Origin of the sequence: Tabrizicola piscis (assembly GCF_003940805.1) — a bacterium.
Taxonomy (GTDB): domain Bacteria; phylum Pseudomonadota; class Alphaproteobacteria; order Rhodobacterales; family Rhodobacteraceae; genus Tabrizicola; species Tabrizicola piscis.
Window position 1 is genome coordinate 3797765 of sequence record NZ_CP034328.1, and the last position, 25360, is coordinate 3823124.

At 65.7% G+C, this 25360-nt stretch carries 24 protein-coding genes and 1 tRNA gene; 9 read left to right on the forward strand and 16 right to left on the reverse strand.

Annotated elements, in window-relative coordinates:
* Positions 1 to 61: 61 nt before the first annotated feature.
* The 15 genes from EI545_RS18445 to pdxH form a co-directional block, all read right to left on the reverse strand.
* Positions 62 to 1231 (reverse strand): molybdopterin molybdotransferase MoeA, encoded by a 1170-nt coding sequence (locus tag EI545_RS18445; RefSeq protein ID WP_125326824.1) that lies wholly within the window; start codon positions 1229 to 1231, stop codon positions 62 to 64.
* Positions 1231 to 1707 (reverse strand): cyclic pyranopterin monophosphate synthase MoaC, encoded by a 477-nt coding sequence (gene moaC / locus EI545_RS18450; protein WP_125326825.1) that lies wholly within the window; start codon positions 1705 to 1707, stop codon positions 1231 to 1233. Before moaC ends, EI545_RS18445 begins: the two co-directional genes overlap by 1 nt.
* On the reverse strand, positions 1704 to 2516 hold the full coding sequence (gene trpC / locus EI545_RS18455) for an indole-3-glycerol phosphate synthase TrpC (protein ID WP_125326827.1): 813 nt from the start codon (positions 2514 to 2516) through the stop codon (positions 1704 to 1706). Before trpC ends, moaC begins: the two co-directional genes overlap by 4 nt.
* A gap of 10 nt (positions 2517 to 2526) precedes the next feature.
* Positions 2527 to 3540: an anthranilate phosphoribosyltransferase gene (gene trpD / locus EI545_RS18460; protein WP_125326829.1), complete on the reverse strand. Its 1014-nt coding sequence runs from the start codon at positions 3538 to 3540 to the stop codon at positions 2527 to 2529.
* On the reverse strand, positions 3537 to 4124 hold the full coding sequence (locus EI545_RS18465) for an anthranilate synthase component II (protein ID WP_125326830.1): 588 nt from the start codon (positions 4122 to 4124) through the stop codon (positions 3537 to 3539). Before EI545_RS18465 ends, trpD begins: the two co-directional genes overlap by 4 nt.
* A 226-nt stretch (positions 4125 to 4350) precedes the next feature.
* Entirely contained in the window at positions 4351 to 4725 is a 375-nt protein-coding gene (locus tag EI545_RS18470) for a cupin domain-containing protein (protein WP_125326832.1), read from the reverse strand.
* Positions 4726 to 5053: 328 nt separating this feature from the next.
* Entirely contained in the window at positions 5054 to 5401 is a 348-nt protein-coding gene (locus EI545_RS18475; RefSeq protein WP_125326834.1) for a CPCC family cysteine-rich protein, read from the reverse strand.
* Between the two features lies 1 nt (position 5402).
* Positions 5403 to 6428, reverse strand: coding sequence for an L-threonine 3-dehydrogenase (gene tdh / locus EI545_RS18480; protein WP_125327701.1), 1026 nt, complete (start codon positions 6426 to 6428; stop codon positions 5403 to 5405).
* Positions 6429 to 6436: 8 nt separating this feature from the next.
* Entirely contained in the window at positions 6437 to 7630 is a 1194-nt protein-coding gene (locus EI545_RS18485) for a glycine C-acetyltransferase (protein WP_125326835.1), read from the reverse strand.
* 150 nt (positions 7631 to 7780) lie between these two features.
* Entirely contained in the window at positions 7781 to 8335 is a 555-nt protein-coding gene (locus EI545_RS18490; protein ID WP_125326836.1) for a helix-turn-helix domain-containing protein, read from the reverse strand.
* Positions 8336 to 8371: 36 nt separating this feature from the next.
* The gene (locus EI545_RS18495; protein WP_125326838.1) at positions 8372 to 9778 is read right to left on the reverse strand and encodes a protein adenylyltransferase SelO; all 1407 of its coding nucleotides are present in this window, start codon (positions 9776 to 9778) and stop codon (positions 8372 to 8374) included.
* A 79-nt stretch (positions 9779 to 9857) separates the two neighbouring features.
* Positions 9858 to 9934: transfer RNA gene (locus EI545_RS18500), tRNA-Pro, on the reverse strand.
* A gap of 41 nt (positions 9935 to 9975) precedes the next feature.
* Positions 9976 to 10449 (reverse strand): DUF192 domain-containing protein, encoded by a 474-nt coding sequence (locus EI545_RS18505; protein WP_125326840.1) that lies wholly within the window; start codon positions 10447 to 10449, stop codon positions 9976 to 9978.
* Positions 10449 to 10982, reverse strand: coding sequence for a cold-shock protein (locus tag EI545_RS18510; RefSeq protein ID WP_125327703.1), 534 nt, complete (start codon positions 10980 to 10982; stop codon positions 10449 to 10451). Before EI545_RS18510 ends, EI545_RS18505 begins: the two co-directional genes overlap by 1 nt.
* A 117-nt stretch (positions 10983 to 11099) precedes the next feature.
* Positions 11100 to 11702: a pyridoxamine 5'-phosphate oxidase gene (gene pdxH, locus EI545_RS18515; RefSeq protein WP_125326842.1), complete on the reverse strand. Its 603-nt coding sequence runs from the start codon at positions 11700 to 11702 to the stop codon at positions 11100 to 11102.
* 99 nt (positions 11703 to 11801) lie between these two features.
* Between pdxH and fabI the strand changes: the two genes are divergently transcribed.
* From fabI to trpE, 6 genes are all read left to right on the forward strand, one after another.
* Positions 11802 to 12632 (forward strand): enoyl-ACP reductase FabI, encoded by an 831-nt coding sequence (gene fabI / locus EI545_RS18520; RefSeq protein WP_125326844.1) that lies wholly within the window; start codon positions 11802 to 11804, stop codon positions 12630 to 12632.
* Complete coding sequence (locus EI545_RS18525; protein WP_425471606.1) at positions 12629 to 13243, forward strand: LysE family translocator; 615 nt, start codon at positions 12629 to 12631, stop codon at positions 13241 to 13243. The genes fabI and EI545_RS18525 overlap by 4 nt, the downstream gene beginning before the upstream one ends.
* Before the next feature lie 13 nt (positions 13244 to 13256).
* Positions 13257 to 13766 (forward strand): xanthine phosphoribosyltransferase, encoded by a 510-nt coding sequence (gpt, locus tag EI545_RS18530; RefSeq protein ID WP_125326846.1) that lies wholly within the window; start codon positions 13257 to 13259, stop codon positions 13764 to 13766.
* A gap of 78 nt (positions 13767 to 13844) precedes the next feature.
* On the forward strand, positions 13845 to 15023 hold the full coding sequence (locus EI545_RS18535; protein ID WP_125326848.1) for an aminotransferase: 1179 nt from the start codon (positions 13845 to 13847) through the stop codon (positions 15021 to 15023).
* Positions 15024 to 15127: 104 nt separating this feature from the next.
* Complete coding sequence (locus tag EI545_RS18540; RefSeq protein WP_125326849.1) at positions 15128 to 16999, forward strand: peptidylprolyl isomerase; 1872 nt, start codon at positions 15128 to 15130, stop codon at positions 16997 to 16999.
* Positions 16999 to 18507 carry an anthranilate synthase component I gene (gene trpE, locus EI545_RS18545; protein ID WP_125326851.1) on the forward strand — a complete coding sequence of 503 codons (1509 nt, stop codon included), beginning with the start codon at positions 16999 to 17001 and terminating at the stop codon, positions 18505 to 18507. Before EI545_RS18540 ends, trpE begins: the two co-directional genes overlap by 1 nt.
* A gap of 29 nt (positions 18508 to 18536) precedes the next feature.
* Here trpE and EI545_RS18550 read toward each other — a convergent pair whose 3' ends face one another.
* Entirely contained in the window at positions 18537 to 20438 is a 1902-nt protein-coding gene (locus tag EI545_RS18550) for a divergent polysaccharide deacetylase family protein (RefSeq protein WP_125326853.1), read from the reverse strand.
* Positions 20439 to 20711: 273 nt separating this feature from the next.
* Here EI545_RS18550 and EI545_RS18555 point away from each other — a divergent pair, with 273 nt between their 5' ends.
* The 3 genes from EI545_RS18555 (at position 20712) to EI545_RS18565 (ending at position 25354) form a co-directional block, all read left to right on the forward strand.
* The gene (locus EI545_RS18555) at positions 20712 to 22703 is read left to right on the forward strand and encodes a CocE/NonD family hydrolase (RefSeq protein ID WP_125326855.1); all 1992 of its coding nucleotides are present in this window, start codon (positions 20712 to 20714) and stop codon (positions 22701 to 22703) included.
* 100 nt (positions 22704 to 22803) lie between these two features.
* Positions 22804 to 24390, forward strand: a complete 1587-nt coding sequence (locus EI545_RS18560) for an ABC transporter substrate-binding protein (protein ID WP_125326857.1) — start codon at positions 22804 to 22806, stop codon at positions 24388 to 24390.
* A gap of 7 nt (positions 24391 to 24397) precedes the next feature.
* Positions 24398 to 25354: an ABC transporter permease gene (locus EI545_RS18565; protein WP_125326859.1), complete on the forward strand. Its 957-nt coding sequence runs from the start codon at positions 24398 to 24400 to the stop codon at positions 25352 to 25354.
* Positions 25355 to 25360: the final 6 nt, after the last annotated feature.

Consider the following 25360-nt stretch of genomic DNA (forward strand, 5'->3'; position numbering starts at 1 on the left):
GCGTGTTAACACAATGTTCTGCCCGTGTTCCCGATTTGTGTCAAGGATTTTTCGCCAAACCCTACAGCGGCAGGTACTGCACCATGCTGCCAGCGCTGCGCGGGCCATCCGCCACCGGTCGGATCAAAAGGGCGTCCGCTGCCCCAAGGATCGACAGAAGTGCTGAATCCTGCCGGTCGAATGGCGTGATCGTCGGAAGGCCGTCGGCGACCGACAGTCTGGCCCGCATGTAATGCGCCCGGGGACCGTTGGCGGGCAGATCCACCGCCAGTCGCGCCTGAAGCGGCCTTGGTGCCGGCGCAGGATCGCCCAGCATCGCCCGCACCATTGGCAGCAGGAAAAGATGCCCGCACACGATGGCCGACACCGGATTGCCCGGCAGCCCCAGCATCGGCACCCCGTTCAGCCGCCCGGCGATCAGCGGCTTGCCAGGGCGCATCGCGATCTTCCAGAACGCGCGCTCCAGCCCCGCGACCCGGCCGACAAGATCATGCTCGCCAACCGACGCGCCGCCGATCGTCACGATCAGGTCCGCATCCTCCGCTAGCGCCAGCACCGTCGCAAGCTCCGCCTCGGTATCGCGGGCGATTGGCAGAAGCCGGGCGGTGCCGCCCTCCGCCTCGACCATCGCCTTCAGCGCAAAGCTGTTCGACGCGATGATCTGGTCCGGCTGCGGGTTTTCGCCCGGCATCACCAACTCATCCCCCGTGGCGATCAGCGCCACGACCGGGCGGCGGGTCACCGGGACGGCAGGAATGTTCATCGCCGCCAGAAGTGCTACGTCAGCCGGGCGCAGGCGGCGGGGGGCAAGACTGTCCCCCACACGGAAATCCTGGCCCTGCGGGCGGATGTGGGTGCCAGTATCAGCCCCCGCGCGCAGGGTGATCCGGTCGCCGCTACGGTCCACATCCTCCTGAATGACCACCCGTGTGGCCCCGTCTGGAATCGGCGCGCCGGTGAAGATGCGCAGCGCCTCGCCCGCCGCCAAAGTGCCGGTAAAGGCGTGGCCGGCCCCAGCCTCGCCCACCACGGCAAAGCTGTCACCGGCCAAGGGGTCGCCTTGCACCGCATAGCCATCCATGGCCGAGGCGGCAAAGGGCGGCTGGTCGCGGGTGGCGACGGCGGGCGCACACATCCAGCGCCCGGCAGCCTGGGCAAGGGGGACGGTTTCGGCGGGCAAGGGTGCCGCCATGGCAAGACAATGCCGCAAGGCATCTTCAACCGAAATCATCACTCTGCCTCGTAACGGCCTGATTTACCGCCATCTTTGACGACAAGACGGATCCCGTCGATCTGCATCGACCGCTCCACCGCCTTGACCATGTCATAGACCGTCAGCGCCGCGACCGACACCGCCGTCAGCGCCTCCATCTCCACCCCGGTCTGGCCCGAGGTCTTCACCGTGGCCGTGATCCTGATCCCGGGCAGATCGCTGTCCGGCGTCAGGTCAAGCGCCACCTTGGTGATCGGCAGCGGGTGACAAAGCGGGATCAGATCGGCAGTCTTCTTGGCCGCCATGATCCCGGCCAGACGGGCCACGGCCAGAACATCGCCCTTCTTGGCCCGTCCTTCGGTGATCAGCGTCAGGGTTTCCGCCGTCATCCGCACTTGGCCTTCGGCGATGGCGATCCGGTCGGTAACCGGCTTGCCCGACACATCGACCATATGGGCCTGTCCGTGATCGTCGAAATGGGTCAGCCCGCTCATAGCCCGCCCTGCGCGGTCAGCGGGCGCGACAGGATGGCGCGCGTGGCAGCGGCCACATCGGGCTGCCGCATCAGGCTTTCGCCGATCAGGAAGCACCTCGCACCGTACTGGGCAAGGTCGGCAAGGTCATCGGGGGTGTAAAGCCCGCTTTCAGCCACGATCAGCCGATCTTCGGGCACCCTGCGCGCAAGGCGGCGGGTGGTGTCCAGCGTCACTTCAAAGCTGTGCAGGTTGCGGTTGTTGATCCCGATAAGGGGTGATTTCAACAGCGCGGCACGGTCCAGTTCTGCCTCATCATGCACTTCGATCAGGACATCCATCCCAAGGTCGAACGCGGCCTGTTCCAGTTCGGCCGCCTGACCATCGTCCAATGAGGCCATGATCAGCAGCACACAATCGGCAGTCAGCGCGCGCGACTGGGTGACCTGCCATGGGTCATAAAGGAAATCCTTGCGCAGGCAGGGCAGGTCAACGGCGTCATGCGCGGCCATAAGATAGGCGTCGGCGCCTTGGAAGGATGGACCGTCAGTCAGGACGGAAAGGCAGGTCGCCCCGCCAGCCTCATAGGCCTTGGCCAGTTCCGGGGGGTCAAAGTCGGCACGGATCAACCCTTTGGAGGGGCTGGCTTTCTTGATCTCGGCGATCAGACCATAGCCGCTTGTGGCGGCGTCGCGCAGGGCGCGGGCAAAGCCGCGCGGCGGGGCGGCGGCTTGGGCGGCAGCCTCAAGATCGGCAAGGCTGGTGCTGGCCTTGAGTTTGGCCACCTCCTCAAGCTTGTAGGTCTTGATGCGGTCAAGGATCGTGCTCATCAGGGCCCCCTCAGGCATTGGTCAGGCGGGCAAGCGCCTGAACCTTGGCGCGGGCAGCGCCAGAATCGATTGACGCGCGGGCCTGGGCCACGCCTTCAGACAGGCTGGCGGCATGGTCTGCGACCACAAGGGCGGCAGCCGCGTTCATCAGGACCGCATCGCGGTATGCCCCCGGCGCGCCGTCGAGAAGCGCCCGGAAGGCGGCCGCATTTTCGGCCGGCGTGCCGCCCAGGATCGCCTCGAACGGGTGGGGGGCAAGCCCTGCATCCTCGGGGTGCAGCGTGAAATCACGCACTGCGCCCTCCTCGACGGCCGACACGCTGGTCGGCCCCGCGATGGAGATTTCGTCGGTCCCGTCAGAGCCATGCACCAGCCATGCCTTGACCGACCCGAGTTTCAGCAGGGTTTCGGCCATCGGGCGGATCAGTGCCGCCGAAAACGCCCCGGTCAGCTGACGCTTCACCCCGGCGGGGTTGGTCAGCGGGCCAAGGATGTTGAAGATCGTGCGGGTGCCAAGTTCGGCGCGGACCGGCATGACATGGCGGATCGCGGGGTGGTGCATCGGCGCCATCATGAAGCCGATCCCGGCCTCGGCCAGACAACGCTCCACCACCTCGGGGCCGACCATGACGTTCAGGCCCATCTCGGTCAGCGCGTCTGCCGCACCGGATTTGGAGGAAAGATTGCGGTTGCCGTGCTTGGCGACAGTGACCCCCGCGCCCGCCACAACGAAGGCCGTGGCGGTGGAGATGTTCAGCGTGCCCTTCCCATCACCGCCGGTGCCGACGATGTCCATGGCCCCCTCCGGCGCGGTGACGGGCAGGCATTTCGCCCGCATCACGCTTGCGGCGGCGGCGTATTCGTCCACCGTCTCGCCGCGTGTCCGCAGCGCCATGAGGAAACCGCCCATTTGCGCGGGTGTTCCCTGACCTTCGAACAGGGCGTTGAAGGCGGCCTCGGCCTCGGCCCGGGTCAGGGGGCGGGTGGCGGCGATGCCGATCAGGGGTTTGAGAACCTCACTCATGCCGGAACCCTGGCGCGGGCCTCGTCCAGAAAATTGCGCAGAAGCTGGTGGCCGTGTTCCGACGCGATCGACTCGGGGTGGAACTGGACGCCTTCGATCAGATGGTGCTTGTGGCGCAGACCCATGATCGTGCCGTCTTCCAGCCACGCGGTCACCTCCAACTCGGGCGGCAGGCTTTCACGTTCGACGACGAGGGAATGATAGCGCGTGGCCTGAAACGGCGACGGCAGGCCGCGAAACACGCCGGTGCCGGCGTGGTGCATGGTTCCCATCTTGCCGTGCACGATCTCGTGGCAGCGGATGACCTTGCCGCCAAACGCCTCGCCAATGGTCTGGTGGCCAAGGCAGACGCCAAGCAGCGGGATTTCGGCGGCGGCGGCGGCCTTGGTCAGCGGCAGGCAGATCCCGGCGGCGGCGGGGTCGCAGGGGCCGGGAGAGAGGACGATCACCTCGGGCCGCATCGCGACCACATCCTGCACCTCAAGCGCGTCGTTGCGCTTGACGACCACCTCGGCGCCAAGCTCGGCCAGATAGTGGACGAGGTTGTAGGTGAAGCTGTCATAGTTGTCGATCAGGAGGAGCATGGCCAAGCATCCGTTCGGTCGGGATAAGGGGTTATCGCCGATGCCGGGGGCGGTGTAAACCGGGGGTTGGGGCGGTGTCCCGGGAAGGGACAAAAGTCGGGCGCAACAAAATCAAGGACTTGTCCGATGGCGTTTACATGGTCTTTACCATGTGGCGGGCGCCTTGTTGTCTTCGGTTGCGCCGTGCCGGGACCAGTGTCGCAAGACCGCAGGACAGGCCGGGTTTTCAGTCGTGGCGGAACGCGTCGTCGTCGCAGAGGTAAGGGCCGGTCTCGATGGCGATCAGGGACACGGCCATGCGACCCGGGTTTTCCAGACGGTGGCGCTGGCCGAGCGGGATCAGCGCGGCCTCACCCTCACCCACAAGGCGCGATTGGCTGCCCAGGGTCACTTTGGCGGTGCCTTCGACCACGACCCAGTGTTCGGTGCGGTGGAGATGCGTTTCCAGCATCGTCGCCTCGCCCGGTTCCAGACGCAGGGTGCGGACGCGGAAGCGCTTGCCTTCGACGATGGTCCCGGCCGAGGGGGAAGTCGCAGGGCCATTTTCCCGGAAGGCGGCGGCCGGGGCTTCGGCGAAGCCTGCGGGGTGTGATGAATTCATGAAGCGGCTCCCCTTGCCTGACCCCTGCAAGGTCGACAGAAAATGGTTAGCGGCGGGTTAACGCTGGGGCCAGTTCGGGGCGATCCGGATGAAGAGGCTTTGCCCCCCACCCCCAGCCCGTCCCCACGGTCGGGGAAGGGGAGGCGCAGGGGACAGGCCGTCTGAGGAAATTCACCAGTCAGGCGGTTTGGGGCGGCTTTCAGATTGAGCGCCGTTCGGCGCGAAGACCTTTTGTCTCGCCTTTCTGCGTGAAGGACGCAGAAAAGCTCGGGTCGCCTCCGGCGGGGATATTTGGCGAAGGGAAAGCGGTGGTCAGGGAGAGCGGTGGTCAGGTGAGGCTTGTGCGCTGCGCCGCGATCAGGCTTTGCAGGCGGGTTTCGTCGATCGGGAGCTTGCCCGACCACATCTGCCGTGCAAGGTCGAGGAGGGCCAGCCGTTCAGCGGTCGGTGTACGCACGGCGTCGATGCCGGTGCCAGGGGCGTACATATCGCCGTGGTCGCGGGTATTGGCCCGGGCGCGGGTCAGCGAATAGGGCCCGTTCGGGCCGCCGCGGACGAGGTCGGCGTCGGTGTCGTCCTGGCCGTCATCCTCCCACCAGCAGACCGGGCAGATGTCGTAGCCTCCGCGTTCGGTCAGCGTCGGCAGTTGGCAGCAGGGGCAGGGCAGGCGCGCCATCTTACGTCCAGTCCAGCACTACCTTGCCCGACAGGCCTGAGCGCATGGCGTCAAAGCCGTCGATGAAGCGGTCGACCGGGAAGCGATGGGTGATGACCCGGCGGATGTCGAGGCCGTTTTCCAGCATGGCGATCATCTTGTACCAGGTCTCGAAAATCTCACGCCCGTAGACGCCCTTGATGGTGATGGCCTTGAAGACGATCCTGCTCCAGTCCACCGGGGATTTGCCGGGCGGGATGCCCAGCATGGCGATGCGACCGCCCATGACCATGTGTTCGACCATCTGGTCGAGCGCCTGCTGACTGCCGGACATTTCCATCCCGACATCAAAGCCTTGCGACATCTTGAGCGATGGGTAGACCGACCGCAGGTCCGTCGTGGCGACGTTCACGGGCACCACGTCGGCCACCTGTGCCGCAAGGTCCAGCCGGGCCTGGTTGATGTCGGTGATGACCACATGCCGCGCGCCGACATGGCGGGCGACGGCGGCGGCCATGATGCCGATGGGGCCTGCGCCGGTGATGAGGACATCCTCGCCGATCAGGTCGAAGGAAAGCGCGGTGTGGACGGCATTGCCCAAGGGATCAAGGATCGCGCCGATTTCATCGTCAATCGCATCGGGCAGGGGGACGACGTTGAAGGCGGGCAGGCGCAGGTATTGCGCGAAGGCCCCGGGTTCGTTGACGCCGATGCCACGGGTTTCGGGGTCAAGGTGGAACTTGCCCGACCGGCTTTGGCGGGAGGTCTTGCCGATCAGGTGGCCTTCGCCCGAACAGCGCTGGCCGATGGTCAGGCCTTCGACATTGCGGCCGATCTCGACAATCTCACCCGCGAATTCGTGGCCGGTGACAAGGGGCACGGGCACGGTCTTCTGCGCCCAGTCGTCCCAGTTCCAGATGTGGATGTCCGTGCCGCAGATGCCGGTCTTGTTGATCTTGATCAGCACGTCATCGGGCCCGATCTCAGGCACCGGGCGGGTTTCCATCCAGAGGCCGGGTTCGGCGCGCGCTTTTACCAGAGCCTTCATTTCATTGGTCATTTCAGAACTCCGGTGGCTTTGCCTGCGGCGGTGAAGGCGTCGAGGGCGACGTCGAGGTCTTCGGTCGTAAGCGCCGCGTTCATCTGGGTGCGGATGCGGGCTTGGCCCTTTGGCACGACCGGAAAGAAGAACCCGGCGACATGGACGCCGCGCTGGAACAGGTCGGCGGCCATGGCTTGCGCCAGTTTTGCATCGCCCAGCATCACGGGGATGATCGGATGATCGCCCGGCAGGAGGGTGAAGCCTGCGTCGGTCAGGCCCGCGCGCCAGTAGGCGGCGTTGGCGGTCAGTTGCGCCCGCAGGTCGTCTGCCGCTTCCACGATCTCCAACGCGGCAAGGGCAGCGCCGACCACGGCAGGGGGCAGGGCGTTGGAGAAAAGGTAGGGCCGGGCCCGCTGGCGCAGAAGGTCGATGACGGGCTGGGGACCGGCGATATAGCCGCCAAGCGCGCCGCCAAGCGCCTTGCCCAGCGTGCCGGTCAAAAGGTCCACCGCCACCCCCGCCCGCGCCGGGGTGCCACGGCCCTGCGGGCCGACAAAGCCGGTGGCGTGGCAGTCATCCACCATGACCAGCGCGCCATATCGGTCGGCCAGCGCGCGGATGTCCGGCAGGTTGGCGAAATAGCCGTCCATCGAGAACACACCATCGGTGGCGATCAGGATGAACCTTGCGCCATCGGCGCGTGCCGCCTTCAGCTGGGCCTCAAGATCCCCCATGTCGGAATTGGCGTAGCGGTAGCGCTTGGCCTTGCATAGGCGGATGCCGTCGATGATGCTGGCGTGGTTCAGGCTGTCCGAGATCACGGCGTCTTCCGGGCCCAGCAGCGGTTCGAACAGCCCGCCGTTGGCATCGAAACAGGCGGCGAAGAGGATGCTGTCCTCCTGGCCAAGGAACCGCGCCAGACGTTCCTCCAGCTGACGGTGCAGGTCTTGCGTGCCGCAGATGAACCGGACCGAAGCCATGCCGAACCCGTGGTCGTCCATCGCGGCCTTGGCGGCGGCGATCAGGCGGGGGTCGTCGGCCAGACCAAGGTAGTTGTTGGCGCAGAGGTTCAGCATCTGCCGCCCGGCCATCGCCACATGCGCCCCTTGCGGGCCGGTGATCAGGCGTTCGCGCTTGATGAGCCCCTCAGCTTCGATCCCGGCCAGGGTTGAGGAGATGTGGTCCAGGAATGCAGTTTTGTCCGTCATCACAGATTCCCCTCCGGTTTCACGGAATATTGCAGATCGGTGGCCGTCCGTCAACTTAGCGGATGAATTTCCGTTAAAGCGGCGGGCGTCTTTCTCTTCTCCAAATATCCCACGGGGGTGCGGGGGTGTGAAACCCCCGCTTCCGGCGGTTCAGCTGTCCTGCACGATCAGGATCGCGCGGGCGGGTCCGTCCAAGGTGGCAATCTCGTGCTGGCGGTCTGCGGGGTAGCGGGCCACGTCGCCGGGTCCCAGCGCCTCGACCGCCTCGCCCGATCCGACGGAGAGCCGCCCTTCGAGCACGGTCAGATGCTCACGGCAGCCGGGGCTGTGGGCGTCTGATGTCAGGCGGGCACCGGTGGCGAAGGCCAGTTCATAGACCTCATGGCTGCCGACGCTTTCGGGGGCGGAGAGGATGCGGATATGGACGCCGCTGCGGTTGATGACCGGGGCCGATCCGGCGCGGGTTACCTCGATCCCCGGGGCGGGGCGGCCTTCCAGAAGGCCTGCGAAATCAAGCTGTAGGGCCTGGGTCAGGGCCCAGAGCGTGGCGACGGTGGGGCTGCTTTCCCCGCGTTCGATCTGGCTGACCATGGACCGGCTGACCCCGGACAGTTTCGCCGCCGCGTCAAGCGACAGCCCGCGCGCCTTGCGCGCGGCCCGAAGGCTTGCGGCAAGGCGGTCGTGGATATCCGAGCGGGTGTTCATGCGGGCAGAGTGACGGGGCAGGCCCTTTCCGTCAACTCAGGTGCCGCAGTAGGTGACATAGCTGCCAAAGCCTGACGGGGCGGGCAGCATGAAGGTTTCGTTTTCGACAAAGGGCTGCTGGATGGCAGACAGAAGGGCGTGGAAGGGGGCCATGTCACCGGCGGTGGCGGCGGCCAGGGCCTCTTCCACCTTGTGATTGCGGGGGATCACGGCGGGGTTCGCCTGTGCGAGGCGGTGGGCCACGCCATCCCCGGCACGGGCTTGCCAGCGGGGCAACCATGCCTCCATCGCGCGGAAATCCTCTACAAGCGGGCGAAGCTTTGCCGGGTCGGCCAGACGGCGGAAGGTCAGGGTCCAGTCGGCCCCTTCCATCGCAGCCAGCAGGTCGTCAGCAAGGGCTGCGTCGCCTGCGTCTTCGCCCGGAAGGCCAAGTTTGTGGCGCATGACGGTGGTCCATTCCGTCCGGTAGCGGCTGGCGATGCCGTTCAACAGATCATTGGCAAGGTCGACCGCACGGTCTGGATCGGGGTCGATCAGCGGCACCAGCGTTTCGGCCAGACGCGCGAGGTTCCAGCCAAGGATCAGCGGCTGGTTGGCATAGGCATAGCGCCCCTGATGGTCGATCGAGGAAAACACCGTGCCGGGGGCGTAGCCTTCCATGAAGGCGCAGGGACCATAGTCGATCGTTTCGCCCGAGATGGCCATGTTGTCGGTGTTCATCACACCATGGATGAAGCCAAGCCCCATCCACTGCGCAATCAGCTTGGCCTGCCTGCCGATGACGGCATCGAGAAAGGCAAGGTAGGGCTGGTCTGCGGTTGCCAGCGCCGGGTCATGCCGGGCGATGGTATAGTCGGCCAGCGCCTTAAGTTGCGCCTTGTCGCCCCGGGCGGCGAAGAACTGGAAGGTGCCGACGCGCAGATGGCTGGAGGCGATGCGGGTCAGGACCGCACCGGGGAGTTTGGTTTCGCGCCAGATCTCTTCGCCCGTGGCCACAACGGCAAGGGACCGGGTGGTTGGGACGCCAAGCGCGGCCATCGCTTCGGAAATCAGATATTCCCGCAGCATCGGGCCGATTGCGGCCTTGCCATCGCCCCCCCGGGAAAACGGCGTGCGGCCGGATCCTTTCAGTTGAAGATCGAAGCGGCGGCCATCGGGGGCAAGGATTTCGCCCAGAAGATGCGCCCGACCGTCACCCAGCTGCGGGGAAAAGCCACCGAACTGGTGACCGGCATAGGCTTGGGCGATGGGGTCCGCCCCCGGGGGCAGGGTGGCGCCGGAAAACCAGCTTGCGGCATCCGATTCGTCCAGCGTCAGGCCAAGGTTGGCTGCAAGCGGGGCGTTCCACGCCAGAAGGCGGGGGGCAGGTGCCGCATCGGGTGCCAGACGCAAATAGGCGCCGGGAAGGTCGCGCGCATAGCTGTTGTCGAAGGTAAGGGTCATGTCCGCTCCACTTTACCGCATCATATGCGGGTCAGAGGGGCAGGGGACAAGGCCATGAAGAAAAGTGGTGTGGTGGAAGTGGTCGGGGCGGAGGGATTCGAACTCTCGACCTACGGTACCCAAAACCGTCGCGCTACCAGGCTGCGCTACGCCCCGACGAAGGACCCCATAAAGGGAAACCAGCGGATTGAAAAGCCTTAGTCTTCGCAGGGCCAGACGGCGCTGTCCGACGGCACGGCGGGGTGGCGCAGATCGGCACCCGGGGCGATGCCCAGACGTTCGGCAAGGCCGCCGTTGATTTCCAGGACGAAGACCACGCCCGGCCCGCCGTCGATTGGCGTCAGGTCGCCCGGGACGGCATCGGAATGCACCTGCGTGACGCGGCCGGTCCCGTCGGCAAAGATCATGTCCAGCGGGATGAGGGTGTTCTTCATCCAGAACTGGGCGCGGCGCGGGCTTTCGTAGACGAACAGCATGCCAGAGCCTGGGTCAAGCTGCGGGCGGAACATCAGCCCGCGCGCCCGTTCTTCCGGCGAATCTGCCAGTTCAACCGCAAAGCTTTCGCGCCCGTCGGCCCATCGCAGATCAACCCGGTCCGGCGCGCAGGCCGCCTGCGCCAGCGCCGCCATGGGCGACATGGCAAGGAAAGCGGCAAGCCACAGGGTGCGCATCAGGTTGTGCCGCGCGTGGCGGCTTCCCACGAGACGACCTGCACGGCCATCCGGCCCCGGCGACCGTCGATGATGCGCAGGGCGACAGCCTCGCCCGCGCCGAGATCGGCAAAGCCCGAGACGCGCAGCACTTCTGCATGAATGAATACGTCTTCGGCACGGCCAAACACATTGGCAAAACCGAAGCCCTTGCCCTTGTCGAACCACTTGACGCGGGCAGGCTCCATCGGGAGGGCCAGGATGTCGGCCCCCAGCATCTGCCCGGCTTCGTCGGCAAGCGGAAACACCACGCCTTCCGGCGGGTCTATGCGCACGACTTCAACGGCTTGCACGCCGCGTTGGGTCTGCTGGACGCGCACAACGATGCCCGCGCCATCGGCCACTGAACCTTGGCCATAATTCCTGAGCACGTTCGCGTGCAGCAGGATATCTACTTCTGTGTCGTCGGAAACAATGAAACCAAATCCTTTGGAAGGATCAAACCACTTCACCCGACCATGCACGATCTGCATGACCTCTTCGTCGTCCGTCATATGCAGAGCCTTCTCCCCAGAATGAGCCCTTGAGCGCGTCAAATGCGACGATAACTTGGGCAGGTTCAAGTGGGAATCCGCACCAGTAAGGTAGCGTGTGACCTAACTGTGTCAAAACTAGGGATTAAGTCTTTGGGTCGTCCAGGGTGACTCAGGCGTTTCGCGCGACCAGCGGAACCGGTCGTGCAACCGGAAGGCACCGTCGGCCCAGAATTCGATTTCCAGCGGCAGGATGCGGAATCCGCCCCAGAAGGGTGGGCGCGGTGGGTTCGGGCCCTTGGTCACGCCGACCTTCGCGGCCTCGGCCATCAGCGCTTCGCGTGAGGACAGCGGCCGGGACTGTTGCGAGGCCCAGGCGCCAAGCCGGGACTTGAGGCTGCGGCTGGCGTAATAGGCGTCCGCCTTCGGGCCGTCCTCACGTTCGGTCAGGCCCCGGACGCGGATCTGGCGGCGCAGGCTTTTCCAGTGCAGGACGAAGGCCGCCTTGCCCGAGGCGGCGATTTCCTGGCCCTTGCGCGAGTCGTAGTTGGTGTAGAACACGAAGGCCTGGCTTTCGATTTCCTTCAAAAGCACCATCCTGACGTTGGGCAGGCCGCTGGCATCCACCGTGGCCAGAGCGATGGCATTCGGGTCGTTGGGTTCCAGACCCTCGGCCTCGGCCAGCCAGCTTTGGGCCAGCGCGAAGGGATCGTCGCCTGCGAAGATGCCGTTGCGGTCCACCCTGAAACTCCTTGCCGAGGTGCTAAGGACCTGCCTTGAAGGAAAGCCCGGCTTCGCCTACACGTCGAAACCAAAGCAAAGGTGGGCTAGGGGTCAGGAATGTCAACCGGACTGATGCAAGGCAAGCGCGGGCTGATCATGGGCCTTGCGAACGACAAGTCCATTGCCTGGGGGATCGCTCAGGCGGTTGCCGGGCAGGGGGCGGAACTGGCCTTCTCGTATCAGGGTGAAGCGCTGAAGAAACGGGTGGAACCTCTGGCCGCCAGCCTGGGGACGCCGAAACTCTTCGAATGTGACGTGGCCAGCGACGCCAGCATCGACGCGCTGTTTCAGGCACTGCAGTCTGAATGGGGTCAGATTGACTTTCTGGTCCATGCCATCGGCTTTGCGGACAAAAGCGAACTGCGCGGCCGCTATGTCGATACCTCGCGGGCTGGGTTCACGCTGGCGATGGACATTTCGGTCTACAGCTTCACCGCCGTCTGCCAGCGCGCCGCCGCGATGATGGGTCCGGGTGGCAGCCTGCTGACGCTGACCTATTTCGGCGCCGAAAAGGTGATGCCGCATTACAACGTGATGGGTGTGGCCAAGGCCGGGCTTGAGGCATCGGTCAAGTATCTGGCCGAGGATCTGGGCAAGGACGGCATCCGCGTCAACGCGATCAGCGCCGGGCCGATCAAGACGCTTGCGGCCTCTGGCATCGGCGACTTCCGCTATATCATGCGCTGGAACGAGCTGAACTCTCCCCTGCGCCGCAACGTGACGCAGGAAGAGGTGGGCAAGGCGGCACTTTACCTGCTGTCGGACCTTGGGTCGGGCACGACGGGCGAAAACCTGCATGTCGATGCGGGCTATCATGTCGTCGGCATGAAGGCGATCGACGCGCCGGACATCGACATCGTGACGGGGAAGAAAGAGGGCGGTCAGTGACGCTTTCCGCCTTCATGATCTTCGTGGGCCTCGTCGTCTTTGCGGCGATCTCTCCGGGGCCTGCGGTGATCATGTCGGCGCGGACCGGGCTGACCGAAGGCATGCGCACCGGGTTCCTGCTGTCGCTGGGCATCGGGGCCGGGGCGGTGGTCTGGGCCAGTGCAGCGATGTTCGGGCTGAACCTTGTGTTCGCCGTGGCGCCCGCGCTTCTCTGGGCGCTCAAGATCGGGGGGGCGGCCTATCTTCTGTGGATGGCATGGCAGCTCTGGCAGGGTGCGACGTCGCCCATCGCCACGGGCGAGGGAAGATCTGTGCCGCGGTCCGGCCTGATGGCCTTCCGGCTGGGCCTGTTCACCCAGCTTGCGAACCCCAAGCCCGCCGTGATGTTTTCCGCCATCTTCCTTGGCACCGTGCCGCAGGGCACGCCGCTTTGGATCTACCTTGCCCTTCTGGCCGTGATCTTCGCGGCCGAGACGCTGTGGAACACCCTTGTCGCCCGCATCTTTTCGCTGGATCGGACGCGGACCCGCTATATCAGCCTGAAAACCATCATCGACCGCAGCTTTGGCGGCTTGCTCGCCCTGCTGGGGATCAAGATTGCCGCCACCTGAAGGAGTGCGACCCATGTCTGCCGAACGCCTGCCGCATGAAAAGGGGTTCCATGTCAGCTGGGACCAGATCCACCGCGATTCGCGTGCGCTGGCCTGGCGGCTGGATGGCAAGGGCCCGGGTGAGGGTGGGGCGTGGAAGGCCGTGGTCGGCATCACCCGGGGCGGATTGGTCCCGGCGATGATTGTCAGCCGCGAGCTGGACATCCGGGTTGTCGATACGATCAGCGTGAAAAGCTACAATCATCAGGCCCAGACCGAGGCGCGGGTGACCAAGTCGCCGCAGGAAGACCTGATGGGCGACGGGACCGGCATCCTGATCGTCGATGATCTGGTCGATACCGGCAAGACCTTGGAACTGGTCCGCAAGCTTTACCCGCGTGCGCATTTCGCAACGGTCTATGCCAAGCCCTCGGGCAAGCCGATGGTTGACAGCTATATCACCGAAGTCAGTCAGGACACCTGGATCTTCTTTCCCTGGGACATGGCCTTGCAATACGTCCAGCCGATGCGCGGCACTGACTGACCGCTCTTCGTCGCATTTCATGCGCTCATCGCGAGGGCGCCCCACGACGAGAAGCGAAGCGCACGAGGAGTTTGCCACTTGACCCTGCCCCTGAACCCCGCCTTCGCCGCGACTGAACCGCCGCCGGTCATGGAGGCGCGGCGCTGGCTTTTGGGCGTGACGCATCCCGCCGACCGGCCGCTGATCAACGTCAGCCAAGCCGCCCCGGTTGAAAGCCCGCCGCTTGGCCTGCGGCAGGCCTTGGCCGAGGCGGCGCTGAACGATCCCAACGCGCATCTTTATGGGCCGGTGCTGGGCCTTCCGGCGCTGCGGGAAGAGATTGCGATGCAATGGTCCGCCGCCTACGGGGGGGAAATTGCCGCAGCACAGGTGGCGATCACCCAAGGCTGCAATCAGGCCTTCACCGCGATCATGGCCACACTGGCCGGTCCGGGGGATGAGGTGATCTTGCCGACGCCGTGGTATTTCAACCACAAGATGTGGCTGGACATGGCCTCGGTCACCACCGTCCCGCTGGACACGGGCGCCACGCTGATCCCCGACGCCGAGGTTGCGGCGGCGCTGATCACGGAGCGGACGAAGGCGATCGTGCTGGTCAGCCCGAACAATCCGGGCGGGGTGGAATATCCGGCAGAGACGCTGCGTGCCTTCCGCGATCTGGCGCAGGCCAGGGGCCTGGCCCTGATCGTGGACGAGACCTACCGCGATTTCGACAGCCGGACTGGCGCGCCGCATGATCTGTTCACCGATCCCGACTGGGCCGGCACGTTCATCCATCTGTACAGTTTTTCAAAGGCTTACCGGCTGACCGGGCACCGGGTGGGGGCTGTCGTCGCCTCGGAGGCGCGGCTGGCCGAGGTGGAGAAGTTTCTGGACACCGTCGCCATCTGCCCCGGCCAGCTGGGCCAGATCGGCGCGCTTTGGGGGATGCGGAACCTTGGCCAGTGGGTGGCCGGGGAACGCGATGAAATCCTGTCGCGTCGCCGCGCGATGACCGAGGGGTTTCATGCCCTGCCGGGGTGGAAGCTGCTTGGCTGCGGGGCCTATTTCGCCTATGTGGAGCACCCGTTCGACCTCGCCAGTGACGCGCTTTGCAAGCGTCTGGTCAGCGAAGCCTCGCTTTTGATGCTGCCGGGGACGATGTTTCAGCCCGAAGGGTCGGCGGCCGGCAAGCGTCAGATCCGCATCGCCTTTGCCAATGTCGATGCCACAGGCATTGCCGAGATGTTCCGCAGGCTTGCGGCCTTCACGCCCTGACCGAAACGTGACCTTCAGCGATTCCGGGCCTGGGTGATCTTGATCTTGCCCCCCCGACCCCTTCGCTCTATTCACCTTGGCCAGTGAAACCCAAAGGCAGACCCATGGCGAAGACCCCGGACGACGAAGTGAAGCGCCCGAAAAGCAAGGCCAAAGAGGCTGCCGTCTGGGTCATGCTGTCGATGCTGATCGTGGGCCTTGGCGGCTTTGGGGTCACCAGCTTTTCCGGCGGGGTCACCACCGTGGGCCAGGTCGGCGATGCCGAGATCACCACAGATGATTATGCCCGCGCCTTTCAGGGCCAGCTGAACGCGTTTTCGCAGCAGATCGGCCAGCCGGTTTCGGCACAGGAGGCGCTGGCCTTCGGGCTGGATCGGCAAGTGCTGCAGGGTCTGATCGTGCGGGCCTCGCTTGACAACGAGGCCGAGCGGGTGGGGCTGTCCGTTGGCGATGCGGTGGTGGCGGCGGAACTGACGGCGATGGACGCGTTCAAGGGTGTGGCCGGAACCTTCGACCGTGAGGCGTATCGCTTCACGCTGGACCGCAACAACCAGTCCGAGGCGGAGTTTGAGACGGGCCTGCGCCGCGACATCACGCGGGAATTGCTTCAGGGCGTCATCGTCGGCGGGTTCACCGCACCTGCGCCGCTGACCGACACGCTTTATGCCTGGGCCGCCGAACGGCGCGGGTTTTCCATGCTTCGGCTGGGCGAGGCGGATCTGACGACCCCGGTGCCCGAACCGACCGAGGCCGAGTTGACGGCCTATCACTCGGACAACATCGCGGTCTTCACCAAGCCCGAGGCCAAGCGCATCACCTACGCCGCCCTGCTGCCCGAGGCGATTGCTGCAGAGCAGCCGGTGGATGAAACCGTCCTGAAGCAGATTTATGAAGACCGGATCGAGGAATTTGTCGTGCCGGAACGTCGGCTGGTCGAACGGCTGATCTATCCCGATCAGGCGGCGGCGGATGCGGCGCGGGCGCAGCTTGACGCAGGCGAGGCCTTCGAGACCCTTGTCACCGCCCGTGGTCTTACGCTGGACGCTATCGACATGGGCGACGTGACCCGCGAGGATCTGGACGATGCGGGCGAAGCGGTGTTCGCCACGCAAGAGGGGGCCGTCGTCGGCCCCTTGCCGACCGATCTTGGCCCGGCGCTGTTCCGGGTCGCGGCCGTCCTTGCCGCCGAGGAAACGACCTTTGAAGAAGCGCGCGAGACTTTGGCCATCGAAATCCAGACCGACGCCGCACGGCGGCTAATCTCGGACAAGGTGGAGGTGGTCGATGACCTTTTGGCCAGTGGCGCCACTTTGGAAGACCTTGTCGCCGATGCAGGTCTGGCGCTGGCGACGGTGGACTATGTGCCGGGACTGCAGGGCGATGAGGTGATCGAAGGCTATCCCGCGTTCCGCGCCGCAGCGGATGCAGTGGCCGAGGGCGATTTCCCCGAGGCGATCATTCTGGAAGATGGCGGCCTCGTGGCCCTGCGTCTGGACGAGATCGTGCCCTCGGCACCGATCCCGTTTGACGAGGCGCGTGAGGATGTGGCCGCAGCCTGGCGTGCCGATGCCTTGACCAAGGCGCTGTCGGACCGCGCGATTGAGATCAAGGCCGCGATCGAGGGCGGTGCGACCATCGGCAGCTTCGGCATTGTCGACGTGACCCCGGAAACCGCGCGTGACGGGTTTATCGCCGGGACGCCGGACAGCCTGCTGCCGGATGTCTTCAAAATGGCCGAAGGCGATGTGCGGGTGATCGAAGCCGGTGATTTCGTTGCCGTCGTGCGGCTGGACCGGATCCTGCCCGCCGCCAGCGAAGGCGCCGATGCCGAGGCGCTGAAGGCGGCGCTGATGGCGCAGGCGGAACAGGCCATCGCGTCGGACGCGTTCAACGCCTTCACCACGGCGCTGACGTCGGAAGCGGGGATCAGCATTGATCAGGCGGCTATCAACGCCGTTCATTCGAGCCTGCCCTGATGCAGCTGTCGCCGGACTTTGCCACGTTCGAGGCCGGCTGGGCCGCGGGCAAGAACCAGATTGTCTGGGCGCGGCTGGCGGCGGATCTGGATACGCCGGTCAGCCTGATGCTGAAGCTGGGCGATGCCCGGGCGGAAACCTTCATGCTGGAATCGGTGACCGGGGGTGAGGTTCGGGGGCGCTATTCGGTGGTGGGCATGAAGCCCGACCTGATCTGGCAGTGCCACGGCACGCAAAGCCGCATCAACCGCGAGGCGCGGTTTGACCGGCAGGCGTTCACCGACCTTGCGGGGCACCCGCTGGAAACGCTGCGGGCGCTGATTGCGGAATGTCGCATCGAGATGCCCGAAGGTCTGCCGCCGGTGGCTGCGGGTCTGTTCGGCTATCTGGGCTATGACATGATCCGGTTGGTTGAACATCTGCCGGACATGAACCCTGATCCGCTGGGCCTGCCTGATGCGGTGCTGATGCGCCCGTCGGTCGTGGCCGTGCTGGATGGGGTAAAGGGCGATGTGACCGTGGTGTCGCCGGCATGGGTCGGGTCTGGCCTGTCGGCGCGGGCGGCCTATGCGCAGGCGGCTGAGCGGGTGATGGACGCGCTGCGCGACCTTGACCGCGCGCCGTCAGCCGCGCGGGATCTGGGCGAGGTGGCACCGGTCGGCCCGCCGCAGTCGAACTTCACGCATGACGGCTACAAGGCGGCGGTGGAAAAGGCGAAGTCCTACATCCGCGCCGGTGACATCTTTCAGGTCGTTCCCAGCCAGCGCTGGGCGCAAAGGTTCGAGCTTTCGCCCTTCGCGCTGTACCGGTCGCTGCGCCGGACCAACCCGTCGCCCTTCATGTTCTTCTTCAACTTCGGTGGGTTTCAGGTGGTGGGCGCCTCGCCGGAAATCCTTGTCCGCCTGCGCGACGGCCAGGTGACGGTGCGCCCCATCGCCGGAACGCGCAAACGCGGGGCCACGCCGGAAGAGGACCGCGCGCTGGAGGCGGACCTGCTGGCCGACCCCAAGGAACGGGCGGAGCATCTGATGCTGCTGGACCTTGGCCGCAATGACGTGGGCCGGGTGGCAAAGGTTGGCACCGTGCGCCCGACTGAGACTTTCATCATCGAACGCTACAGCCACGTCATGCATATCGTGTCGAACGTGGTGGGCGAGATTGCAGAGGGCGAGGACGCCCTGTCCGCCCTTCTCGCGGGGCTGCCTGCCGGCACGGTGTCCGGCGCGCCCAAGGTCCGCGCGATGGAAATCATCGACGAGCTGGAGCCGGAGAAGCGCGGCATCTATGGCGGCGGCGTGGGCTATTTCGCGGCCAATGGCGAGATGGACTTCTGCATCGCGCTGCGGACGGCCGTGCTGAAGGATGAGACCCTGTATATTCAGGCTGGGGGCGGCGTGGTCTATGACAGCGACCCCGAGGCCGAATATCAGGAAACGGTGAACAAATCCAACGCCTTGCGCCGCGCGGCCGAGGATGCGGGCCTGTTCACCCGTCGCGGGAATACCTGAGGGCCACTCATCCAGCCCTGACACCCGTCTTATTCGATCGTCAGCACTGCGGTCAGCGGGCCGATGGCAACCGTCGCGGCGCGGCCTTCGACCGTCCATTCCAGAAGTGCGGCCACCGTCTCGGGCGAGGCGGTCCCTGCGACGGCAACCCGTCCGTCCTGCCCGGCCTTGAACACGGCGCGGTCCAGCACACGGCGGATCGCGGCACTGTCCGCGCCCGCTGACGCGAGATCGCGGAACACCACGGCTGCAGCGATATCTTCCCGGCGGGCGACCTGATCGGCGGCGTTGAGGCCTTGATCCCAAGTGAGCAGGCCGCGGCCCTGCGCGCCGACCACGGGCACCACAAGGCTGGCCAGCGGGCGGCGGTTCTGGAACACCACCTCGGGCAGGTCCATCACGGCGACGGCTTCGGGCAGGCCCTGCGCCATCGACTGGAACGCCACCTCAAGGTCGGATGCCTGCGCGCCGTCCGCAATGCCGGTGGCCAGCATCACCACCTCTTTGCCCGCCGCGCGGTAGATCGCGGCGCGTTCGGGGGTGGCGGGGTCCATCGGGTCGAGCGCGAAGCTGACCGGGAAGGGCAGGGCGGCCAGCCCTTCGCGGTCAAGATCGGCGGTGCCGGGGTCGATCAGCACGATGGCCAGCACGGGCTTGGCATCGGGGTTCTCGAAGGTGGCCGCGAATTGGGCGATGGGGCGATCGTCGACGGGGGCTGCTTCAGCCTCGGTCGGTTCGGCTTCGGCTTCGGTGGCGGGCGGGTCGCCGATGCGCGGCAGACGTCCGACGATCACGCCATCGGTTGCGTCGCCAAGGCCCGGGGCTGGTTTGAAGACCGGCCCTGTGTCGGCGTCCGGTTCGGGCAGGATGGCAACTTCGGGCTCTGGAAGCGCCTCGTCCGTGCCGGTGCCGGGCAGGGTGTCCGGCTTGTTGCCGGGCATCTCTGGGGCAACCGTGCCGGGCAGGCGGGCGGTTGCGCTGTCGTCAAGCGCGGGGGCGGGCATGCCGTCGGCAACCGGGGCTTCGGGCTGGGGTTCAGGAGCAAGCTCCGGCTCCACCTCGGGTGCTGGTTCGGGCAGCGGAGCGGCCTCGGGCGCGGCTTCTGCCAGGATTTCCGGTTCGGCGGCTTCTGGTTCGGCTGGCGCTGTTGCAGCAACCTCTGGTTCGGCAGCCACTGGGGCCGCGGGGGGGACGGTCGCCGTGGATTGGTCAAGGGCCGCAAGGACGGCATCCACATCAAGCTGCGGCAGGGCCAGCGGCGCAGGCGGTACGTCGGGCTTTGGGACCTCGGCCACGGCGGGCGGGGTGGTTTCGGCGGAACTGTCTGGGGCGGGGGTGGCGATCACCGGCGGATCGGCGGCTTCGACGGCGGCGGTTGCCGGGGGAGTTGGTTCCGGTTCAGGTGCCGGTTCCGGGGCAGGCGGGGCCTCGGCAACCGGTTCGGCGACGGGTGGGCTGTCGCTGACGGTGTCTTCCGCTTCGGCTTCGGCTGCGGGGAGTGTCGGTTCCGCCGGGGACGTGGCCGGGACTTCGGCTGTGGTCGCCCCATCTGCGGCGTCTGCGGTGGCGGCGTCGGCGGTGGGGGCAGGGGCTACGTCCGGGGCGGGTTCAGGCGTGGGTTCCGCTTCTGCTGTCGGGGGCGTGGCGGCGGCTGGTTCGGCCGCTTCGGCATCCGGTTCTGGCACGGCCTCGGCCTGTTGGTCGGGCGCTGTGGTTGCCGCTGCCGGAACAGGGTCGGGGGCAGGGTCGGTCGCAACGGGGGCTGGGTCGTTTGCTGCAGCCGAGGGTTGCAGCGGGAACAGAGCCGAGCCGATGACGAAGCCACCCGCAACCAAAGCCCCGCCCGAGAGCATGCCGAAAACGAACTTGCCGACCACTGCCGCCTCCGAGTTTGCGTCTTCCTGGACCCGTCTGGCCTGGGTTTTCCCCAAGCTCTCGGCTCCGGCCCGGTAGACAGGGGCCCAACGCTATTTTCCGAACCAATTCCACTATAACGCGAGGAATGTGCAGGTTCATCCCTTTTTAACGCTATCGTCAACAAGTTGCCGGTCCGTGGCCTTGCTGCCATGACCGTGCGGGAGGGGGCTGTCCAGATTGCGCAGCGTGTCAAACCCTGCGCTTATTCCGCTGGGGCCGAAGCGACACTGGGGGCGGGTTCGGCAGGTGCGGGACGGGAGCCCGCAGTTGATGGGGGGAAACACCTGATGCAAGCAACACCCGGTCCGATCAGGGACACGCCGAACCTGTTCATTCCGCTGGCCGATGGCTGCCAACTGGCGGCGCGGGTCTGGATGCCGGAGTCGGCCACAGATGCTCCCGTGCCTGCGATCCTTGAATACATCCCCTATCGCAAGCGCGATGGCACCCTGCCGCGGGATGAAACCATGCATCCCTACATGGCGGCGCGGGGCTATGCCTGCATCCGCGTCGACCTGCGCGGGACTGGCGACAGTGACGGAATCCTGACCGATGAATACACCCAGCAAGAGCTTGCAGACGCCTGCGAGGTGATCGGCTGGCTTGCGGCGCAGCCATGGTGCTCGGGTTCGGTCGGGATGATGGGCAAAAGCTGGGGCGGGTTCAACGGCCTGCAGACAGCGGCCCTGCGCCCGCCTGCGCTGAAGGCAGTGGTGACGGTCTGTTCCTCGGCCGACCGGTTCGAGGATGACATCCACTTCAAGGGCGGCTGTCTTCTGGGCGAGAATGTCGGCTGGGGTGCGGTGATGCTGTCCTATTCCTCGCGCCCGCCGGACCCGGACTTGTGGCCGGACTGGCGCGCGCAGTGGCTGCGTCGGCTGGAGGCGGATCAGCCGCTGGCCCCGGTCTGGGCCGGGCATCAGGCCCGCGATGATTACTGGAAGCACGGGTCGGTCTGTGAGGACTGGTCGGCGATTGCGGTGCCCGTTCTGTCAATCGGTGGCTGGGCCGACAATTACATGAACACGGTCAGCCATCTGGTCCGCAACCTTGCCGTCCCTGTGCAAGGGATTGTCGGCCCATGGGTGCATCAGTATCCGCATATGGCCGTGCCGGGCCCCCGGGTGGGCTTCCTGCAGATCGCCCTGCGCTGGTGGGACCGCTGGCTGAAGGGCATCGCGAACGGGGCCGAGGGCGACCCGGCCTATCGCGCCTATGTGCTGCATTCCGCCCCGCCCGACGCCAGTGCGGCGCAGCGACCCGGGCATTGGGTGGCTGAATCAACGTGGCCATCAGCCCGTGTCACGCAGACGTCGCTGGCCCTGTCGCCCAGGTCTGTGCTGGGCGGTCCGGGTGGTGCGCTTGATCGGCAGATCGCCACGCCGCAGACGCTTGGGCTGGCGGCGGGAGAGTTCTTTCCCATGGGTCTGGATGCCGAGATGCCGGCGGATCAGGCTGGGGATGATGCGCGCGCGGTCTGCTTCGAGACGCCGCCTTTAGTGGATGATCTGCAACTGTTCGGGGCGGCGCGGCTGACCCTGCGCCTGATGTCGGACAAGCCGAAGGCGCTGGTCATCGCGCGGCTGTGCGACGTGGCCCCTGACGGGTCATCGGTCCGGATCGCGCATGGGATGCTGAACCTGTGCCACCGCGACAGCCGTGAGGCACCTTCGCCCGTGCCGATGGGCCAACCGCTTGAGATCGGGGTGACGCTGGACCAGATGGCCTACCGCCTTGCGCGGGGGCACCGGCTGCGGCTTTCGCTGTCAACGACGTACTGGCCCTTCGTCTGGCCCAGCCCCGAGGCGGCCACGCTGACGCTGCTGGCCGGAACGCTGGACCTGCCCTGCCATGACGGGGGCACCGGGGACGACTGGGTTCCGCCACCGGCGGAGTCTGGCCCTGCGTGGCGGCACCGCGTCTTGCGGGCCGGAACGGCTGCGCGACGGGTGGAAACGGACCTGATCGGGGGGCGGGTGACGCTGGTGGTCGAGACCGACGAAGGCGACAGCGAAAACCTTGACCACGGTCTGGTTTCGGGGGGGACGATGTCCGAACGCTGGTCGATCCTGCCCGATGACCCGCTGTCGGCACGGGCCGAGATTGCATGGCAGCAGCGGCTGTCGCGCGGCGACTGGTCGGTCCGGACCGAGGCGCTGACCACGATGTGGGGCGATGCGACCCATCTGCATTTCCACAGCCGACTGACCGCATGGGAAGGCGAGACGGTGGTTCACGATCGGTCAAGCGCGCACAAAGTTCCACGCGACTTTGTCTGATGGCTTTTACACTCCTGCGTAAAGTTAACGTTGCCGCAAGGCACTTCATCGGGTTATTGATTCGTCAGTCAAAGAAAAAAGCACCTACAGGGAGACCGTCATGAACGAAGAACTCAAGTATCTGCTGTCGCGCGCCGCAAAGGGAACCTACAGCCGACGCGCGTTTTTGGGCCGGGCGACGGCGCTTGGCATGTCTGCTGCGATGGCGAACACGGTTCTGGCCACGGCGGTTCGGGCGGAGGGCCCCAAGAAGGGCGGCACGCTGAAGATCGGCCTGCAGGGCGGGGAAAGCACGAACTCGCTTGATCCGGCGCTGGCGGCAAGCCAAGTGCCCTATTCCAACCTGCGCATGATCGGCGACCCGCTGGTCGAGGTGGACGGCGAAGGCAATCTGGAAATGCGGATCGCGGAATCCGTGGAAAGCAGCCCGGACGCCAAGACCTGGATGTTCAAGATCCGTCAGGGGGTGGAGTTTCACAACGGCAAGACCCTGACGCCGGATGACGTGCTGGCCACCCTGCAGCGCCACAGTGATGAGGCATCGCAATCCGGTGCGCTGGGCATCATGCAGGGCATCGAAAGCATGAAGGTGGATGGCGACTATGTTGCCGTGTCGCTGGCGACGGCGAACGCCGACCTGCCCTACCTTATGGCGGACTATCACCTGATGATGCAGCCCGGCGGCGGGCGGGAGAACCCGGCCGACGGCATCATGACCGGGCCTTACAAGTCCATCGTGAACGAACCCGGCGTGCGCCATGTGTATGAGCGGTTTGCAAACTACTTCATGGACGACCGCGCCCATGCCGACAGCGTCGAGATTCTGGTGATCAACGACGCGACCGCGCGCACCACGGCGCTGCAGTCGGGTCAGGTCCACATGATCAACCGGGTTGAGCCGCGGATCGCTGACCTGCTCAAGCGCGCGCCCGGGGTTACGGTGCAGAACGTGTCGGGCCGTGGGCATTATGTGTTCATCATGCATTGCAACACCGCGCCCTTCGACAACAAGGACCTGCGGCTGGCGCTGAAATATGCCATCGACCGGCAAGAGATGCTGGACAAGATCCTGATGGGCTATGGCGGGCTTGGCAACGACATCCCGATCAACGCGGCCTACCCGCTGTTCGACGATACGATGGAACAGCGGATGTATGACCCCGACAAGGCGGCCTTCCATTACAAGGCCTCGGGTCATGACGGATCGCCCATTGTGCTGCGGACATCGGACGTGGCTTTCCCCGGTGCCATCGACGCGGCGGCGCTGTTCCAGCAGTCGGCGGCCAAGGCCGGCATCACGCTTGAGATCAAGCGCGAACCGGGGGACGGCTACTGGTCCGACGTGTGGAACGCGCAGCCGTTCAGCGCCTCGTACTGGGGTGGGCGGCCGGTGCAGGACCAGATGTATTCGACGGCCTACCTGTCGAGCGCGGACTGGAACGACACCCGGTTCTTCAACGACGGCTTTGATGCACTGCTGCTGCAGGCGCGGGGCGAACTGGACACGGCCAAGCGCAAGGGCCTGTACAGCGAGATGGCCCGCATCCTGCACGAGGAAGGCGGCCTGATCTGCCCGATGTTCAACGATTTCATCGATGCGCACGGGCCGGACACGCTGGGCTGGGTCAATGACCCGAACGGCGAGATGATGGGCGGCTATGCCGGTGTGAAATGCTGGTTGGCCTGACGGCGGGATGCATCCCGTCGTAAAGCTTATCGCCCAGCGCCTTGCGCTGGGCCTCCTGCTCCTCTGGGCGGCTTCGGTGCTGATCTTTGTCGGCACCGAAATCCTGCCGGGTGATGTGGCGCAGAACATTCTTGGCCAATCCGCCACGCCGCAGGCGCTTGAAAACCTGCGCGCCCAGCTTGGGCTGAATGAACCGCCGCTGACCCGCTACTTCTCGTGGTTCGGCGGGGTGCTGCAGGGGGATCTTGGCACGGCCCTGTCCAACGGTCAGGACATCGCCACTTCGATGGGGAAGCGGCTGGGCAACACGCTGTTTCTGGCGTTCTGGGCGGCGGTCGTGGCCGTACCGCTGGCGATTGTGCTGGGCATCATCGCGGTGCGCTATCGGAACCGTTGGCCCGACAAGGTCATTTCCACCTTCACGCTTGCCACGGTTTCCGTGCCCGAGTTCCTGCTGGGCTATATCGCGATCTTCTTTCTGTCGGTGCAGGTCCGCTGGTTGCCATCGCTGGCGACGATCCATGACGGAATGTCACTGGGCGAAAAGCTGCAAGTCATCGCGCTGCCAGTGCTGGTGCTTGTGCTGACCGTGCTGGGCCACATGATGCGGATGACGCGGGCGGCGATCCTGAACGTGATGGAATCGGCCTATGTCGAAACGGCCGAGTTGAAGGGCCTGCGCCCGATCAACATCATCGCGCGCCATGCGTTGCCGAACGCGATTGCGCCGGTGGTCAATGTGGTGATGCTGAACCTTGCCTATCTGGTCGTCGGCGTTGTCGTCGTCGAGGTGGTCTTTGTCTATCCCGGCATGGGCCAGTACCTTGTGGACCATGTCTCCAAGCGCGATGTGCCGGTGGTGCAGGCCTGCGGTCTGGTCTTTGCGGCGGTCTATATCGGGATGAACCTGATTGCTGACGTGGTGTCGATCCTGGCGAACCCGCGACTGAGGCATCCGAAATGAGCCCGA

Coding starts and splice junctions, on each gene's coding strand:
- EI545_RS18465 (WP_125326830.1), bottom strand. CDS start 4,124: ATGCTCCTCCTGATCGACAACTATGACAGCTTCACCTACAACCTCGTC.
- EI545_RS18495 (WP_125326838.1), bottom strand. CDS start 9,778: ATGACCCTTACCTTCGACAACAGCTATGCGCGCGACCTTCCCGGCGCC.
- EI545_RS18560 (WP_125326857.1), top strand. CDS start 22,804: ATGAACGAAGAACTCAAGTATCTGCTGTCGCGCGCCGCAAAGGGAACC.
- EI545_RS18565 (WP_125326859.1), top strand. CDS start 24,398: ATGCATCCCGTCGTAAAGCTTATCGCCCAGCGCCTTGCGCTGGGCCTC.
- EI545_RS18510 (WP_125327703.1), bottom strand. CDS start 10,982: ATGACGGACGACGAAGAGGTCATGCAGATCGTGCATGGTCGGGTGAAG.
- EI545_RS18505 (WP_125326840.1), bottom strand. CDS start 10,449: ATGCGCACCCTGTGGCTTGCCGCTTTCCTTGCCATGTCGCCCATGGCG.
- EI545_RS18445 (WP_125326824.1), bottom strand. CDS start 1,231: ATGATTTCGGTTGAAGATGCCTTGCGGCATTGTCTTGCCATGGCGGCA.
- trpC (WP_125326827.1), bottom strand. CDS start 2,516: ATGAGCACGATCCTTGACCGCATCAAGACCTACAAGCTTGAGGAGGTG.
- EI545_RS18490 (WP_125326836.1), bottom strand. CDS start 8,335: ATGAACACCCGCTCGGATATCCACGACCGCCTTGCCGCAAGCCTTCGG.
- EI545_RS18485 (WP_125326835.1), bottom strand. CDS start 7,630: ATGACGGACAAAACTGCATTCCTGGACCACATCTCCTCAACCCTGGCC.
- fabI (WP_125326844.1), top strand. CDS start 11,802: ATGTCAACCGGACTGATGCAAGGCAAGCGCGGGCTGATCATGGGCCTT.
- gpt (WP_125326846.1), top strand. CDS start 13,257: ATGTCTGCCGAACGCCTGCCGCATGAAAAGGGGTTCCATGTCAGCTGG.
- trpD (WP_125326829.1), bottom strand. CDS start 3,540: ATGAGTGAGGTTCTCAAACCCCTGATCGGCATCGCCGCCACCCGCCCC.
- EI545_RS18470 (WP_125326832.1), bottom strand. CDS start 4,725: ATGAATTCATCACACCCCGCAGGCTTCGCCGAAGCCCCGGCCGCCGCC.
- moaC (WP_125326825.1), bottom strand. CDS start 1,707: ATGAGCGGGCTGACCCATTTCGACGATCACGGACAGGCCCATATGGTC.
- EI545_RS18475 (WP_125326834.1), bottom strand. CDS start 5,401: ATGGCGCGCCTGCCCTGCCCCTGCTGCCAACTGCCGACGCTGACCGAA.
- EI545_RS18555 (WP_125326855.1), top strand. CDS start 20,712: ATGCAAGCAACACCCGGTCCGATCAGGGACACGCCGAACCTGTTCATT.
- EI545_RS18540 (WP_125326849.1), top strand. CDS start 15,128: ATGGCGAAGACCCCGGACGACGAAGTGAAGCGCCCGAAAAGCAAGGCC.
- trpE (WP_125326851.1), top strand. CDS start 16,999: ATGCAGCTGTCGCCGGACTTTGCCACGTTCGAGGCCGGCTGGGCCGCG.
- tdh (WP_125327701.1), bottom strand. CDS start 6,428: ATGAAGGCTCTGGTAAAAGCGCGCGCCGAACCCGGCCTCTGGATGGAA.